This is a genomic window from Xanthobacter nonsaccharivorans (genome assembly GCF_043194755.2).
Taxonomy (GTDB): Bacteria; Pseudomonadota; Alphaproteobacteria; order Rhizobiales; family Xanthobacteraceae; genus Xanthobacter; species Xanthobacter autotrophicus_G.
In genome coordinates this window covers 3,011,882-3,026,288 of the sequence record NZ_CM195526.1, presented here as the reverse complement: position 1 = coordinate 3,026,288, position 14,407 = coordinate 3,011,882, and the positions used below count along the sequence as shown (strand labels likewise).

Annotated in this window: 18 protein-coding genes, 1 tRNA gene and 1 pseudogene; 14 read left to right on the top strand and 6 right to left on the bottom strand. The window is 60.2% G+C overall.

The window, feature by feature from the left end; translation table 11 throughout:
• Positions 1-232 precede the first annotated feature (232 nt).
• Positions 233-308, top strand: a tRNA-Phe gene (locus V5F59_RS13960).
• A gap of 190 nt (positions 309-498) precedes the next feature.
• Here V5F59_RS13960 and V5F59_RS13955 read toward each other — a convergent pair.
• A pseudogene (locus V5F59_RS13955) lies at positions 499-870 on the bottom strand (tyrosine-type recombinase/integrase); the annotation flags it as partial.
• Positions 871-2,395: 1,525 nt separating this feature from the next.
• On the opposite strand from V5F59_RS13955, the gene V5F59_RS13950 reads away from it, so the two are divergent.
• The 6 genes from V5F59_RS13950 (at position 2,396) to V5F59_RS13925 (ending at position 5,016) form a co-directional block, all read left to right on the top strand.
• A complete protein-coding gene (locus tag V5F59_RS13950; RefSeq protein WP_393978353.1) occupies positions 2,396-2,782 on the top strand; it encodes a hypothetical protein in 387 nt (128 codons plus the stop codon).
• Positions 2,783-2,888: 106 nt separating this feature from the next.
• Complete coding sequence (locus V5F59_RS13945) at positions 2,889-3,011, top strand: hypothetical protein (RefSeq protein WP_509211098.1); 123 nt, start codon at positions 2,889-2,891, stop codon at positions 3,009-3,011.
• Positions 3,008-3,619, top strand: a complete 612-nt coding sequence (locus V5F59_RS13940; RefSeq protein ID WP_393978349.1) for a hypothetical protein — start codon at positions 3,008-3,010, stop codon at positions 3,617-3,619. Before V5F59_RS13945 ends, V5F59_RS13940 begins: the two co-directional genes overlap by 4 nt.
• A gap of 223 nt (positions 3,620-3,842) precedes the next feature.
• Complete coding sequence (locus V5F59_RS13935; RefSeq protein ID WP_393978347.1) at positions 3,843-4,163, top strand: HlyD family secretion protein; 321 nt, start codon at positions 3,843-3,845, stop codon at positions 4,161-4,163.
• A gap of 18 nt (positions 4,164-4,181) precedes the next feature.
• Positions 4,182-4,598, top strand: coding sequence for a hypothetical protein (locus V5F59_RS13930; protein WP_393978345.1), 417 nt, complete (start codon positions 4,182-4,184; stop codon positions 4,596-4,598).
• A gap of 277 nt (positions 4,599-4,875) precedes the next feature.
• The gene (locus V5F59_RS13925; protein WP_393978343.1) at positions 4,876-5,016 is read left to right on the top strand and encodes a hypothetical protein; all 141 of its coding nucleotides are present in this window, start codon (positions 4,876-4,878) and stop codon (positions 5,014-5,016) included.
• Positions 5,017-5,497: 481 nt separating this feature from the next.
• Here V5F59_RS13925 and V5F59_RS13920 read toward each other — a convergent pair whose 3' ends face one another.
• Both V5F59_RS13920 and V5F59_RS13915 read right to left on the bottom strand, forming a co-directional pair.
• Positions 5,498-5,713, bottom strand: a complete 216-nt coding sequence (locus V5F59_RS13920; RefSeq protein WP_393978341.1) for a hypothetical protein — start codon at positions 5,711-5,713, stop codon at positions 5,498-5,500.
• A complete protein-coding gene (locus tag V5F59_RS13915) occupies positions 5,710-6,264 on the bottom strand; it encodes a recombinase family protein (protein WP_393978339.1) in 555 nt (184 codons plus the stop codon). Before V5F59_RS13915 ends, V5F59_RS13920 begins: the two co-directional genes overlap by 4 nt.
• A gap of 398 nt (positions 6,265-6,662) precedes the next feature.
• Between V5F59_RS13915 and V5F59_RS13910 the strand changes: the two genes are divergently transcribed.
• From V5F59_RS13910 to V5F59_RS13900, 3 genes are read left to right on the top strand one after another with little or no spacing between them, the layout of a single operon-like run.
• On the top strand, positions 6,663-8,147 hold the full coding sequence (locus V5F59_RS13910) for a DGQHR domain-containing protein (RefSeq protein ID WP_393978337.1): 1,485 nt from the start codon (positions 6,663-6,665) through the stop codon (positions 8,145-8,147).
• A complete protein-coding gene (locus V5F59_RS13905; RefSeq protein ID WP_393978335.1) occupies positions 8,147-9,478 on the top strand; it encodes a hypothetical protein in 1,332 nt (443 codons plus the stop codon). Before V5F59_RS13910 ends, V5F59_RS13905 begins: the two co-directional genes overlap by 1 nt.
• Before the next feature lie 31 nt (positions 9,479-9,509).
• Positions 9,510-10,310 carry a DNA adenine methylase gene (locus V5F59_RS13900; RefSeq protein WP_393978333.1) on the top strand — a complete coding sequence of 267 codons (801 nt, stop codon included), beginning with the start codon at positions 9,510-9,512 and terminating at the stop codon, positions 10,308-10,310.
• A gap of 286 nt (positions 10,311-10,596) precedes the next feature.
• Here the strand turns inward: V5F59_RS13900 and V5F59_RS13895 are convergent, their stop codons facing one another.
• Genes V5F59_RS13895 through V5F59_RS13885 form a run of 3 tightly spaced genes read right to left on the bottom strand, consistent with a single transcriptional unit; the run spans position 10,597 to position 12,094 of the window.
• Positions 10,597-10,890, bottom strand: coding sequence for a hypothetical protein (locus V5F59_RS13895; protein ID WP_393978331.1), 294 nt, complete (start codon positions 10,888-10,890; stop codon positions 10,597-10,599).
• Entirely contained in the window at positions 10,887-11,348 is a 462-nt protein-coding gene (locus V5F59_RS13890) for a hypothetical protein (RefSeq protein WP_393978329.1), read from the bottom strand. The genes V5F59_RS13895 and V5F59_RS13890 overlap by 4 nt, the downstream gene beginning before the upstream one ends.
• Positions 11,345-12,094, bottom strand: coding sequence for a hypothetical protein (locus tag V5F59_RS13885; protein WP_393978327.1), 750 nt, complete (start codon positions 12,092-12,094; stop codon positions 11,345-11,347). The genes V5F59_RS13890 and V5F59_RS13885 overlap by 4 nt, the downstream gene beginning before the upstream one ends.
• 83 nt (positions 12,095-12,177) lie before the next feature.
• Between V5F59_RS13885 and V5F59_RS13880 the strand changes: the two genes are divergently transcribed.
• From V5F59_RS13880 to V5F59_RS13865, 4 genes are all read left to right on the top strand, one after another.
• Entirely contained in the window at positions 12,178-12,453 is a 276-nt protein-coding gene (locus tag V5F59_RS13880) for a hypothetical protein (protein ID WP_393978325.1), read from the top strand.
• A gap of 95 nt (positions 12,454-12,548) precedes the next feature.
• Positions 12,549-12,920: a helix-turn-helix domain-containing protein gene (locus V5F59_RS13875; protein WP_393978323.1), complete on the top strand. Its 372-nt coding sequence runs from the start codon at positions 12,549-12,551 to the stop codon at positions 12,918-12,920.
• Between the two features lie 386 nt (positions 12,921-13,306).
• Positions 13,307-13,531, top strand: coding sequence for an Arm DNA-binding domain-containing protein (locus V5F59_RS13870; RefSeq protein ID WP_393978620.1), 225 nt, complete (start codon positions 13,307-13,309; stop codon positions 13,529-13,531).
• Positions 13,482-14,384 carry a GNAT family N-acetyltransferase gene (locus V5F59_RS13865; RefSeq protein WP_393978321.1) on the top strand — a complete coding sequence of 301 codons (903 nt, stop codon included), beginning with the start codon at positions 13,482-13,484 and terminating at the stop codon, positions 14,382-14,384. Before V5F59_RS13870 ends, V5F59_RS13865 begins: the two co-directional genes overlap by 50 nt.
• Positions 14,385-14,407 lie beyond the last annotated feature (23 nt).

Below are 14,407 nucleotides of genomic sequence, written 5' to 3'. Positions count from 1 at the left end.
ACACGCCCTATTCGCCGGGGCGCAGCCCTCCGGCCGCTTCGGCCGGGCCGCGCCGGCACCGCCGTGCCACCCTTACCCTGTCGGTCATTTCCAACGGCTCGCAGGGGGCCGGAGAGGCAATTTTCCACAGGCGGCACAGGTGTCCGCGGCGCCGATACGATGGACTATGGACAGCGCCGATCATCCTCACTATACACTCGCGGCTCTCGGGAGGTGCTCACCACCCCTCGACGCCCAGGTAGCTCAGTTGGTAGAGCATGCGACTGAAAATCGCAGTGTCGGTGGTTCGATTCCGCCCCTGGGCACCATTTCTTCCTCAGAAGCCTTTTCCGACAAGGACTTAGGGTTAGGGTTTGTCCCACTTTCGGCAACCGCCGAAGGAAGTGGGACGCGCTTGCTCGCTGATAGCTTCAGCTGCGCGGATTGCGCGAGCCGCTGCTGCTCCGAGGAGTGGGTGTAACGATCAACCTCTTTCGAGGTCTGGTGACCGGTGTAAGACATGATCTCACGGTTGCTAGCCCCCACATTCGCGAGAGCAGAGGAAAAATACTTCCGCAATCCATGAGCGGACAAGCCCGACAGACCGGCTGTCTTGCACCAATCCCGAAACCGATTTCCAAATGAGGCTGCCGAACTGAATGGGCGCCCCCATTCGTTGACGAGAAACGTCTCTCGCTCCGGTGGAAGCGTCCGCAACTCCGCGGCCAACCCTTCGCTGATTGGCAGGGTGAGTGTCACCGGTTTGCGCTTCCGATTTTTCCACTGAGTGAACGTGATTTTTCCGTCCTCCACCATGGACGGACCCAACCGGTGGATGTCCGAAATTCGCTGACCGAACTCAGTGAAAAGCAAAAGCGCCAAGCGCGCCATGGAGCCCGGGGGGTGCGCAGCTTGGAACTTTGCGACGTCTTTCTTGCCCCAGGCTGGGATGCCATCCGGTCGCACGGGACCGAAAAAGCTGACCTGCATGGCGGGGTTCATATCGACTAGCTCCTCCTCCACCGCGAATTGGAAGAGGCGACGGACGGCCTTGACCACGGCGTCAGCCGCACCAGGTGTTTCAGCCTTTTTGTCGCGCAAGATGCGGACATGTCGCGGACGCATCGACTTGAACGGCAGGTCACCGACCAGGGCGCCGGACGCGGTTGTCTCAAGACAGAGGCGCTCAAGGATCGAGCGCCGGACGCGCCGGGTTGATTCCCCCAATTTTTTACGGAACTCACCACTCGCGAAATATCGCTCGCAAAGCTCCCGAAGGGAGCCGGTGGGCGCTGGGTCCTTCTCTGACCGTGAACGTGCCGCCGGCCGCTCATACGTCCCCGCCAGCGTGTCGCGGTAAGCCGCCCAAAATGCTGGGCTGTCGTACTCCTCCCTGATCCGGATCTTTCGTCTGCCTGGCATTCGCACGTACAAGCGAATGTTTCCATGCCTGTCGACATCGCGGGAAAGATGAGGTGGGTTCAGGCGTGGCATTTTATTTGCTCCAGACCGACACATCATCCCAGGGGTTTGGGTTTTCATCTTGAGGGCGAGGATTTATCTCGGCAGACGGCGGCGGGTTTTCGGCTACGAGCACAAGAGTCCCGTCAGGTCCCACTTCCAGCCGCGGGTTTTTGTAACCTAACTCTTTCGCGCTGCGCAGGAGTGATTTGCACTCACTATAACTGAATCGACCTGGTGATCGCATGGAACGCTCCATCCCGAAAAGAAATGCAAACTCGTGGGAGAGCGGACATCCGTGCATACAGAGCGGGTGCAAGGACGGGATGCTGAGTGGACGATCGTATTCATCACTTAACCGCCAGTGAATGAAAGCAGCGCAGTCCGATGCATGTCAAGGCAATTTTGCATACGCTCCAGTGTCTTGATACGAAATGCTATCTAGCCGGACTGTTGATGTTGGCTAGCCGGAACGGGGAGTGTGACCAAGGTTGGTAATTTGAGGATGCGGAAACCAATTTCCCGGCAGGCACTTACCAATTTTTATTGTATTTTATATCATCGAAATTGGACGCAGGCCGTTATCAACCGTTGATAGCCATAGATAACGCCATCGAGTACGAAGCAGCCAAGCCGGGAGGTCGCGGTGACGGTGAGCAATGAAGACCTCTTGCAGGCCCTGCTCCTGGTGACCGCTGAGGTTTGCGGTCGGCCCAAGGGTGGGTTCCAAGATGAACGTAGAGGGTGGCATTATTCGCTTGGCTCAGGCGAGCCTATGAGCGCAATTTTTGCCAGCAATTATATCTCTGCCCTACGCGCAAGCCATTCGTACTCTTGCCGAATTTAGTCGATCGGGAAAAATGCCCGCCGATTGAGCGCCGCCATGCTCCATCGCCACCTGAGCCACCGGCGCTAGACACTCTCCGCCTTCGACGACGTGATCGAGCGCGGGCGCATGCGAGACTGGCTGGAGCTGCTGGATATGGTCATGCGCGGCGTCCGCGTCGCCAAGGTCGGTAACCCCTACGCGCAGCGCTACCATTCCTGGAACACCTATGCCCCGGAAGCATCGGAACGCTGCGGCCATCGTCGTCTACGGCATCGCCGCTACGATCGTGGTCTCCAACTGCTGCGCGATGATCAGCGAGCTTGGCGACGCGGCGCTGCGGTGGTCGAGCGCGGGCGAATGCAGGATTGGTTGGCGCTACGAGGCGTCGCGCGGCGGCAGCCGGAGCTGCTGGACAAGATCGAGCACGTCTGCGCGGCCCGCATCTCCGACCCCTATGCCCAGCGCTACCACTTCTGGAAACACTATGCCCAAAAGCACCGCACCGCTGCCTGATTGGGAACGGGTCCTGACCACCGCCGCGCGCCTGCAGTGCATTGAAAAGGGCGCCGCGCCAGCATAACTTATCTAAAAATCTTTAGAGAAACATGCGGTGGGCGAGATGGTCCGCTCCTCGATCCGCTCCTCGATCTGCGCCTTTGAGCAGGGGATCGAGAGGATGCGGGAGATCGAGGCCGACTACGGCAATGGCCTCGGCTACATCGATGAGGGACCGCGCCCGTGAGACAGAACACGTCCGCATTTGATCGGCTGCAGAGCCTGCCGGCGGTGTTTCGCGGCGCCGACCTGACGGTCCGCTTCCAGTGGACCTCCAAGACGGCCTCCCAATATCTCTATCTGTGGAAGCGGCGCGGCCTGGTGAAGGGGCTGGGCGGGCATAGTGATGTGTTCGCAAATCTGGTGAAGAGCCAGTACCCCGATTGGGAGCAGGCCGTGGTCAAGGCGATGCCCTCGGCGGTGGTTTTTGGCGTTGAATCGCTTCGCCAATCCGGCTGGACCACGCAAATCCCGACGCGCCCGACCGTGGCTGTCAAAGCCAGCCATTCGGTCTTCGAGGTCGAGCCCTATGAGATCGTGCCGCGTTCCGACAAGTGGTTCGCCACCACCGCAAAAGGTGTCCACCGCGAGCGCGTTTCCCTGCGGGTTCTTCGTCCGGCCTGGGCGCTGGCGGACATGCTGCAGAGCGAGGGGTGGGGAAAGTGCGGCCTGTGGCCCGACGACGTTGAATGGGACGAAGTGACCGGCGAAGACGAGGCGGATTGGGCCGAGGCATGCAGAGCCTTCGGCCTTGAGGAGCGGCCGCTTCGGGAGCTGGCCGTGGCATCCCGTTGATGGGACTATTCGACGAGTGGGAGCGCCTGTCCAAGTCAGCGAGCTTTGCCGACGCGCTGCTAAAGAAAATGAGCCAGCATTTGACCTTCACATGCTCTGGTCGCAGAATTTTGGCCGCATTATCAATGCCTTGAATTTCGCTGATATGAAATTGAATTTTATATCAGCGAAATTGGAAGCAGGCCTTTAGACGTGGCGACGGATCAGGCAGCGGTGGGTGAAGGTGGAAACGTTCACGCGCTACGGCCTGCTGCACGGAACCGTCGACAGCGTGAGCCAGGACGCGGTCGTCTCCGATGCGCGGCTCGACCGGGCCAAGGAGGCAGACGCGCCTGCGGACGAGATCGAGCGGCAGGCGCGCCAGCCGGCCTATGTGGCGCGGATCTCGGTGCGGGAGGACGGCATCGACACCGAGCAGGGCTGGAAGGCCATCGAGCCGGGGATGGCGGTTACGGCGGAGATCAAGACGGGGCAGAGGCGGATCATCGAGTATCTGCTGTCGCCGCTGTTGAGATACCGCCACGATGCGGGGAGGGAGAGGTAGAAGAACCTCTAAATATGAATGTCGATCAGCGCCAATGTCACCCGCATCAAAGGAACACAAATGACCGAAACGGAGCGTCATACTAACGAAAACAAAAGTGATATTCCGATTCCGAATGTCGTTATTAATTTTTTAAAAATAAATATTATAATTGGCTTGTTATTATTTGTATACTTTGAATTTATTGCGTCACCAGATAAAATTGCCAATGGCGGCGGAAAATTTGGACCAATTGCGATGATTGCTTTTATCTCGTTCATGATTGGAAGGCTGATATTCAGCTGGGAAAAATTCGTTTTACGGCAAAGAATACAGACTAAAAATTACAAACTCACAACCAAAATCGGGATAGTTACGCTTGCTCGATACATTTCCGTAATGTCATCGATAATGTGCGCCGCGATCGCAATAATAACAGTAACTAACACTCTATGAGACCATCAATATCTAGATTTACAAAAACTTCCGGAGTGAATCATGGGCAATTCGGATATTTTGAGTGCCGCCGCCGGCGGCAAGGGGGAGGACGGGGCGCTGCCCCATCCCTCCCCAGCAAGCGCAATCGGCACTGCCGAGGCTCCGCGCTACGCTTGTGCGCCCGCACCACCCGCGCCGATTGTGCTTGCTCCCCACCCTCTCCCCGCGTTCGCCACGTGGCAGGGGTTCAGGCGGGCCTGAACCCGTCTGACACTCTGAAAACAGGAGAGGTCCCATGCCCCTGAAAGCCAAGCTCGCCGCCGCCGCCGATGCGGCGGATGCCGTCCAGGATCTGGTTGGCGATGCTCTCGAGCTCCTGCAAGGCGAGTTCAACGGCCGGATCGCCAACGGCTATGGAATCTACGGTGACCCGTAGACTACGACGCGGCCGAGTGACCTCGGGGGGGCGATCATCTGCCCAGTGTTCGGCGCCCGCGGCGGCGAACATATTGAGGGGACGCCCCGCGTCCCGACGCCTTCCGGCGCGCCAGGGAGCGGAGCGCCGGGCAAGGGCGGCCGCAGGCGGGCACCGCAGCCACGCGCAGCCGGTGTGCCGGCGAGCATGGCGAGGAGCCACCCCTTGCCCGGGGCGAGCACCATGGCACCTGGACCCGGCCGACCCTGGCGAAGAGCGAGCCCGGCCGCGGCTACCGCCCCATTCAGTCGCAGTGGATGTAAAGGGAGTTGTTGATTTCGACGGACTTCGGTCCCTTTACGAGCACCATTACCGATCCGTCCCCGTCCCCATCGGTCGCTACGGCCGGCTTGCACTTCATGGGCGGAGCCCGGAATGTCGCCCCGTTGCTCTTCCACCTCGGCAGCGCGCACACCCGGCGGCCATCCGAATCCGCCTCGATTCAGCTCTTCTCGGAAACCTCCACCCACGCCGCAGGGTTCGCGCACCACGCCTTGCGTTCCGCGTCATCCTTCGGCTCCTCGCTCGACATCGACACGACCCATTTCCCCGGTCCCATCGGCGAGCGCGCACGAACGGGCTGCTGAGCGATGGAGGGGGCGGTGAGCATCGGAAGAATGAGCAGGGGGGCGATGGCGACACGCAGACGATGGATCACGGCTTCTCCTGCTCCAGCCGATGGATCGTGGATCGATGGACGCCCAGCGAGGCGGCAATTTCCCGGGCCGACATCCCTTCGGCCCGCAGACGCTTCACAAGACGCACCTGGTCCCCGCCGAGAGCGGGCGGCCGACCGAACCGCACGCCCCGCGCCCTTGCCGCCGTGCGACCTTCCCCGGTCCGCTCGGCAATCAAGGATCGCTCGAACTCTGCAATACCCGCAAAGATTGTCAACACCATCCGGCCGGCCGGCGTGGTCGTGTCCGCCCACGGCTCGGCCAGGGAGCGGAGGCCGGCACCGACCGTCGACAGGCGCTCCGAGATATCGAGAAGATCGCGGGTGGAGCGTGCCAAGCGGTCGAGGCGCGTGACCGTGACCACGTCGCCAGCCCGCAACTGACCCTGCATCGCCTCGAGCTGGGGCCGCGCGCGGACCGCGCCGCTGACCTTCTCCTCGAAGATGCGCTCGCACTCGGCCGCCTGTAGGGCCATGCGTTGCCGGGTGAGGTCCTGGTCGTCGGTGGAGACGCGGGCGTATCCGATGCGCATGGGAAGGCCTGTCGCAAAACTTGTCGCAGACATGATCCGTTCTGCGACCGCTTTTTACAACGCTGAAGCTGAGGCGGATCGGGCAGAGCGCTGGTGTCGCAAAAATTAGGAGTTGTGCGACATTTAGAGATATGGCAGCGCGCCATTAGAGGGCGTGGCCCGATAGCAAGCCTTCACCTCACGCCCTAATTTCGGACCTTCGGCGAAGGGAGCGTCGTTCTTTTAGGCGGTCGTCCATTCGCGGTCGCATCCTTTGGTGACTTCCGAGCCTAGAAGACGGAGAGTTCCATAAGCGATTGGTGGCACGAATCAGACGCGTTCGAATGGTGACGCGGGCGTCTACCTACGATAGATAGTTGCCAAACGGCGAGCTACCGCAAGAGCGTCGGGGGGGCAGGTTGGCGAATAATCAGAGCGTTCCAGCGTTGCGCTTTAAACAATGGCTCGACGACTGGAATGATTACGACTTCAACGAAGCGGCTCATCGTAGACGACCGGCAGAGAACATCTTCATGTTTTCGATGTCGGCGGCAGAGTTGCGAAAGCTTTGCGATGTCTACAAGCGTGAGCGCGATGGTGCGGAAGCGGAGGGCATTCAGAGGATTCGAGATGTCTCGCGCACCGGCCGGATCCAGCGCTACGTCCGCTTCGGCTATCCTTACGGCGATCTGAAGCCTGCCCAGCGGACCGCAGAAACATTGCCCCTGCGGAAGCCTGGCTGGCTCCCTACAGCGATCGTGCTGAACATTCTCGTCGAGGGTGACGAACGGCGCGGACGTACGCTCCATCCCCGCCATCTCGTCAAAGTCGTCGAGAACGGTGACGCCCGTTGTACGCTTGAGCTTCCCGCAGATACCGATTTCGGCGAGGATGAACTTGCGCCGTTCGAAGTGATCGACGGTCAGCATCGTCTGTGGGCTTTCGATGCGGCCGGCGAGGATGAGCCGATTCCGGACGATTTCGAGCTGCCGGTCGTTGCTTTCCATGGTCTTGATATAGCCTGGCAAGCCTACCTGTTCTGGTCGATCAATGTGTCTCCCAAGCGCATCAATCCGAGCCATGCTTTTGATCTTTACCCCCTACTGCGTACGCAGGATTGGCTCGATCGTGTCGGCGAACTGACTGTGTACCGAGAAGCACGAGCGCAGGAGTTAACCGAGCTCGTTTACGCGCACCCACAGAGTCCGTGGCGCAACCGGATCAACATGCTCGGCGAGCGTGGGACAGGCGGCGTCAGCCAGGCAGCCTGGGTCCGCGCTCTCTTGGGAAGTTTTTTGAGCACGGGACGGGGCCAAGGGCGCCCAGGTCTTTTCCAATCCAACCTTGGAGATGAGGAAGAGCCACTCGAGTGGACTCGCCCGCAGCAGGCCGCGTTCATCATTCAGCTTTGGACGGATTTGCTCGATGCGATTGGCCGCAACGACCTGCAATACTGGATCCGCGCCTACAAAAGAGATCCACAACGCGCTTTTACCGACAAAACCTCCTGGCTAAATCAGGATCAGGGTGTGAGGGCGGTCTTGGCGATCGCGAACGACGTCTTCTTCGCAGGAGCCCGCCTTTGGCGGTTGGATCGGTGGCATTTTCCTGAACACGGCGAAAACGAAACGTCGGTGGAAGAAGTTGATGCAGCCCTAGCTGCACTACGCAATACAGCGTTCCGCCAGCAGATGATGGATCTGGCGAACGGCTTAGCCTGCTTCGACTGGCGTTCTCTCGAAGGCCCCGAAGTCAAGGGCGATGAAGACATCGAAGTGCGGAAACGATCGTACCGTGGCAGCGGTGGATATGCCGCGCTTCGTGAAGATGTGCTCCGCACCATCGCAGAAGAAAATAATCAGGTTGGTCGCGTCGCGAGTGACTTGGTCAGTGCAGGCGCATAATGGCGATCCGAAACGGTATCCTCCAGACCGCGGATCGAGGCCATCTGCTCAGAGCGTTGGCGGGCTTTGCGAACCTGACAGTCGATCAATGGTGCCCTGCGGGACATCCAGCGAGCAACGGGCAACTCCCGGGGTGGAGCCACTGGGGGGGCGTTACTTCGGCCCACGCTATCGAGGGGCTTGCCGCATCAATCCCGAACCATTGCATCGATGGCTGGAGCTATGCGGCGCGTTCCCTCTCAGCCATTCTCGCGGGTGACGGTCACGCGGCTCGCCATCTCGCCTATTACGCCCAACTTCGGGCTGGCCTGTGTATCCTTGCTAATCTGGGCGTTGGAATTTTCAATCGAACAAACTTCGTAGTCACCGCTGCGGGCTCGATTGAGCGCCTCGATAAGTGGCCTCTGGATCGCAATGGACGGGCGCGTGCCAACGGGCCCGGCATGGGGACGCACGATGTCGTGTGGGAAACGCTGAAGGCGTGGACCACAGCTATTCCGACCTCTCGAGCTCTACTTGATCTGCTGAAGATCAGGGGGAGTTCCCTACGTGAATGTCTCGACGCGATCTGGCCAGGCATGTCGGCAACGGGGGCAGCTACCTCGTTGATAGAAGCCTGGGGACTCGACCTCAAGCGGGGCAAGGAAGAGCACCGCTATCGCAATATTTCCAGTTATTCACCCCAAGCGATGAACCTTCTCGCTCCATCGATTCCAGAAGCTTTGAACTTTGTTCGCCATTTCTGGACTATGTTCGAGCCGACCTCAGGTGCAAGCTTCGATCAACTGGATCGATTCATGTTGCGCTCCCTGTTGCTCAGGCAGCATCGTGTTGTCGCGAATGATAAAAACTACGCGGCCGGTTCCATCGCTACTCGCTACGAAGAGCTTCCGCCAGCGATCCGGACGCTCGCATCAGTTGAGTTTCTGACCAATGCGCAACAGCCAAGGAGTCCGCTGTTTCTGCAGCTCGCGAACGCCACCAGCAGTCCAGCGCAACCGACTGAAATGTTGGCCCGAGCCTTCTTGCTGCTGCGCGCGGCCACAGCGCTCACACAAAATTCCCTTGTCGAGGCTGGCATCAGTTGTGTCAAAGGTGATATGCGCCCTTGGATTGATCCGATTGCCGTTGCCCGGGGATTCTGGCCACCCGCCCAGCCGCTGAGCGACCCTATCGACTTGTGGCTCGATGTCGAGCTAGCGCTTCTCGATTTTGAAGGGTCGATTGACCCCGAGCCGACCTCGTTAAATGATTGGGTCGCGCGAACCGCAAAAGGGCTGCCGACGATCTACGAAGCCGAGCGGATCGGAGTTTGGAGCCTATGTACATGATAACACCCCCCTCAGTCCAACGGCACGGCCTGTGACAGAACCGTTCCTCAAATGGGCTGGCGGCAAACGTTGGCTCGTTAACTCGGATCAATTGCCGCTTCCGGCATCATATGATCGGTATATCGAGCCTTTTCTGGGTGGAGGAGCGATCTTTTTCCACCTTGCGCCTGCGCGCGCCATTCTATCCGACGTCAACGCCGAGTTGATCCACCTATATACTGTCCTGCGGGACTCTCCGCGAGAGCTTATGGAGTTGATGCAGCGCCATCATGCGCAGCATAGCCGCAGCTACTATTATGATCTGCGGTCTCGAGTCCCGGAAGACGGCCTCGATCGGGCGGCCCGCACAATGTACCTCAACCGCACCTGTTGGAACGGGCTCTATCGTGTGAACCTAAAAGGCGTGTTCAACGTACCGATCGGTACAAAGTCGACGGTTATTTTCGACAATGAGGATTTCGAGGGAATATCACGCCGATTGCAACGCGCAGAGCTTGTTTGCTGCGACTTCGAACCGACGATCGCTCACGCAAGGCAAGGCGATTTTGTCTTCGTGGATCCACCGTATACTGTTCGCCACAACCTCAATGGCTTCATAAAGTACAATGAAACGCTTTTTGGGTGGGAGGACCAGATCAGATTGCGCGACGCAGTGGCATCAGCGATCGATCGTGGCGCGGCGGTCGTCGTCACGAATGCCGATCATGAATCCGTTCGAGAGCTTTACGCTGAGATCTGCGAGTATCGGCCAGTTTCTCGCGTTAGCGTGTTGGCAAGCGAGCCCGGCCGCCGTGGCAAGACGACAGAGGCGCTCTTCTCGGCAAACCTATGAAACCTCAGGGACTTGCCAAATGCGACGGTTTTGCGATCTTCTTTCTGTGAAGCTGCCAACCGGCAATCCGCCCTTTAGCCCCGTATGAGCCAAGCGGGCCAGCTGCCCCAGGCCGGAAGCTTTCAGCGGCGGTCTAGGGTCATGCCACGTCTTCAGAAAGCAGAATGGCAAGGTTGCCCAGAGGCGTCGCGTTACGGCAAGGCTGCCCAATCCCGGAATCCTAGATTCGGTACGGCGATTTTTGCGACGACACGACCATGACATCCCCGTTACCCCACGCTCCGCCTCACCCGTAGCCGCCCCGCGTCACGACGAGGAACGGAAACTCACCATGGGCATCGGCAGCGGCGAGGTCGCACGAGCCGCGCTCATGTGCCCAGACGCCGATATATTCGGCCGGCATCTGCTGCGCCTGCGCAAACAGGCCGCCAGCGGCCATGACGAGGGAGAGAGCGACAAGAGAGCGGCTGTTCGCATGTTCTGCCTCTGTGGCGCTTCTAAGTGGCTGCAAGCGGCCGTTGCGCCTGCGTAATCTCGGCCGCGGCGCTTCGGCCCCTCCGATGACAATGTGTAGCCTCATGGCCTCTCGACGCATCGTGCCCAAGGGCGCGAGGCTATACCACGAGCCTCAGGGGCGGTTCCGCCGTTTCCCGGCAACGCGGCTGCGGCCACGGGCTCGATCTTCCAGCGGGACATGGCGAATTGGGCTTCGAGGCTGTCGGGCTTGGCGAACACCCAGCCTTTTTCGAGCAGGTTCTTGGCGGTGTATTCGTTGCCTTTCAGACCGAGCCAGACGATGAGGCCGGTGTCCAGCATAAGGAAAAGGGAGGCGAGGGCCGCGCGGGTTTCCTCACCCGGAAGCACACTCATCACGATGACGAAGACGCGCCAGATGGCCATGAAGGCACCGAGCCTATAGAGCCCACGCAGGAACAGCGGCAGGCCGAATAGCGCGGAAAAGAAGAACAGCACAAAGCTGAACCCGACTTTGACCTCTTTCAGCTCGCCCGTTCTCGGATTTTTCAGTACGGCTTTCATCTGATCCCCCATGGTGTGACGTGAAAAGAGAAGTTCAGCGCGCCGCGCCCCCCGTGCGCGCGATGATCCCGTCCTTGAGCAGGAAGCCCGAGGTGCCGTCCGCGAGGGTGCCCGGCACGAGTTCGGCGAAGGGCCGCGACCACCTGCGACTGCCGTTCCGCCGTGTCGGGAGGCGGCTGGCGGTCGCGTTCGTCCCGTTGCCGCTTGTTCTGTTCCTCCTTCTCGCGCCGGGAGCGCTCGATCTCAAGGTTGCGCGCCTCCTGTGCATAAGCGGCTGCCGCCTGACGCTCCCGCTCCCACCTGTGGCGCACTTCCTCCTTTCGGGCGGCTTCCTCCCGCTCACGTGCTTCCTCGACGGCGCGGACTGCGCCTTCCTCGGCAGCGGTCAGCGCCGCATCGTACATAGGGAAGGCTGCGTCATGGCTTTCGAGCAAAAGGCGCCTGTACGACTGCTTCGTTTCTTGCTTCTCCCCTGATGCACTTCCGTCGACCTCGGAGGAGATGTCGATGCCATGATCCTTGAGCCGGGAGAGGCGCTGGGCGATCGCGTAAAGCCCCGCAGCCGCGCGTTGCATCCGTGGATCGGCTAGCTCGGATGGGGACAGCCATTCGCCCGCGAACCGCGTGCGCATCACCTGCGCCAGTACGGCGAGCTGATGGTCCATGGACAAGCTGTCCGAGAAGGCCTCCTGGAACAGCTGCATCTGAACCATGCACTTTTCGCTCTCCGAAGCAGGCTGCTGCATGAGGGCGTCGTCGCTCTCCGGCGCTCTTGTCTTTGGCATTTTGTCGATGGCGGCCTGAGCCGGCGTCGGCTTGGGGGGGGCGCTTGCATTCTGATGAAAATCGCAGCGCATGTGCCGCCGGCAGCCTCGATTACGCGGCGATCGAGCACGTCCCCGCTGCCCGTGGCCAGAGCGCGAATGCCGGACATCAGCAGGTAGTTCCGCGCTTCGAACGCGTTGATGCTGTCGGGGAGGAGATACTTCTGCTCGAAGATGCGGTCCTTGTAGCCGTACTCGACGCTGTGCTGAGCCAAGGCGGGGACGGGGGCGAGGGTGGCGAGAAAGAGCGCGGCGAGTGTCGCATTATGGAAGGCGTTTGATTTCGTCATGGTTGCGATTGCGTACATAATGGACATATATTAATATACATTTTGTTCGTATACGGCACAAGGGGTGCCATGAACATTTTGTTCTTATGGATCTCTTTGCAGCCAATCTTCGAGCGCGTGCCGCGGCGCTCAATCTGTCCAACGCCGAAGCCGCCCGCCGGGCCGGCCTGAACGAGCGTCGCTACTTTCACTATGTGAGCGGGGCGAGGGAGCCGGACTTGGCGACGCTGGTGAAGATTGCGAAGGCGCTGGGCACCACGCCCGACGCGCTGCTCGGCGTGAAGCGCGAGCCTGAAGACCTCTCCGAGCCGACAGCGCGCTCGCAGCTGATCGACCGCATGGTGTCGGCGGTGAACAATCTGGGCGACTACGAGCTGGAGATCGCCGTGCTGCAGGTGGAAGTCATCCTGCGCATCCAGGGCGAGAGGGAGGCCACCCGGAAGGCCAAAGGCGAATAGGGGGCTGGCCTCCTTCCGCCTCGTGCGCGCGAGGCCAAAAACGCGCAATAATATTTCAAAAAGGGAATCGAACCACATCTGCAACCGAATATGTAGGCACGTTCGTAGGCATGAAAAATTTCCACAATAAAAATTTCCTTTTCAATTCATGCATATATTGTGTCTATGTGATTCCGCCCCTGGCACCATTTGCCCATCTTTAAGACGTCGATCCACGTCGAAGAATCAAAAAAATCAACGAAGGCGGGGCGCTATCTGTCGGTAGGCGTCATCGGGTGTCCGTTGGCATCGTCAGGTGCCAATAATCATGCCAATACGATGCCCCTTTCGGACGTTGCCGTCCGTGCTGCGAAGCTGAGAAATTATCCGATGGCGGGGGCCTTCAGCTGCTCGTCACTCCGGCCGCTGGAAAGCTCTGGCGCCTCGTCTACCGGTTCGATGGAAAGCAGAAGCAGCTTGCGCTGGGCGCCTACCCTGGCGTTGGGTCCGAGACCGCGATTGCGGGACCTGCTATAATTATAATTCATACCCGGAGCGGGAAGCTGGTGCCGGAGGTGGCCAATGTCGCTTGTCTGCAGACCGGCTCGGGCGGACGATCTAGCTGCGGCTGATGCGCTGGTGGTCGCCAGCATTAACGATCTTACCGTTCGGCACGGCTTCGGCCCGATGGTGACGGCGGGCCCTCCCAACTTTCAGCTGTTCTCGCTCAGGGACGATCCCGGCGGCCTGTGGGTCGCCGAGGAGGGGGGAGAGATTCTCGGCTTTGCCTGGAGCTGGGCTTGCGGGGATGTCTGGTTCCTCGCCCAGCTGTTCGTCGATCCGGCCCGGCAGGGCGAGGGCATCGGCGGCAAGCTGCTGGAGCGGGCCATGGTGCACGCCCGGCAGTCGGGATCAGCTCACAAGGTGCTGATTACCTTCACCTTCAACTGCGTATCACAGAGCCTTTACATCCGGCACGGCCTCTTTCCCAAGATGCCGATCTACATTTTCCATGCCGCGCGCGAACAGATAGCGCAGGGATTACCCGAACCGTCGTTGCAAGCTGTCGCCATCGATGCCAGCCCCGCCACCATGGAAAAGCTGGCCGAGATCGATCTTCGCGCCATCGGCACCTCGCGGGGAAAGCACCACCGCTACTTGCTCGACGACCCGTCGACCACTGGGGCCTTGCTCCATGCCAGCGGCGCCTGCATCGGCTACGCTTATGTCGGCTCCAACGGGCGCATCGGCCCCCTCGCGGTCACGCGGCCCGATATGCTGCGCGATGCCTTCGCGACGGCCTTGAAGCTGGCGGCCGATGGCTCCGCCGAGAAGATATCGGCGTTCCTGCCGGGCACATGCGACGGCGCCTTGAGCCTGGCGGTCGATCGCGGCATGCGAATGAGCTTTCCGATGCTGTTGATGGCGTCGCACGGCTACGGTGACTGGACGCAGTATCTGCCGCGAAATCCCGGCTTCATGTGATCGGCCGCCGACCTGCCCCCAGA

Bases quoted from the DNA above. Each gene is read 5' to 3' on its own strand.
- V5F59_RS13875 (WP_393978323.1), top strand. From the start codon at position 12,549: ATGGATCTCTTTGCAGCCAATCTTCGAGCGCGTGCCGCGGCGCTCAAT.
- V5F59_RS13915 (WP_393978339.1), bottom strand. From the start codon at position 6,264: ATGCGCATCGGATACGCCCGCGTCTCCACCGACGACCAGGACCTCACC.
- V5F59_RS13905 (WP_393978335.1), top strand. From the start codon at position 8,147: ATGGCGATCCGAAACGGTATCCTCCAGACCGCGGATCGAGGCCATCTG.
- V5F59_RS13895 (WP_393978331.1), bottom strand. From the start codon at position 10,890: ATGAGGCTACACATTGTCATCGGAGGGGCCGAAGCGCCGCGGCCGAGA.
- V5F59_RS13890 (WP_393978329.1), bottom strand. From the start codon at position 11,348: ATGAAAGCCGTACTGAAAAATCCGAGAACGGGCGAGCTGAAAGAGGTC.
- V5F59_RS13950 (WP_393978353.1), top strand. From the start codon at position 2,396: ATGCGAGACTGGCTGGAGCTGCTGGATATGGTCATGCGCGGCGTCCGC.
- V5F59_RS13925 (WP_393978343.1), top strand. From the start codon at position 4,876: ATGCCCCTGAAAGCCAAGCTCGCCGCCGCCGCCGATGCGGCGGATGCC.
- V5F59_RS13865 (WP_393978321.1), top strand. From the start codon at position 13,482: ATGTCGCTTGTCTGCAGACCGGCTCGGGCGGACGATCTAGCTGCGGCT.
- V5F59_RS13945 (WP_509211098.1), top strand. From the start codon at position 2,889: ATGGTCCGCTCCTCGATCCGCTCCTCGATCTGCGCCTTTGAGCAGGGG.
- V5F59_RS13930 (WP_393978345.1), top strand. From the start codon at position 4,182: ATGTCGATCAGCGCCAATGTCACCCGCATCAAAGGAACACAAATGACC.
- V5F59_RS13885 (WP_393978327.1), bottom strand. From the start codon at position 12,094: ATGCAGCAGCCTGCTTCGGAGAGCGAAAAGTGCATGGTTCAGATGCAG.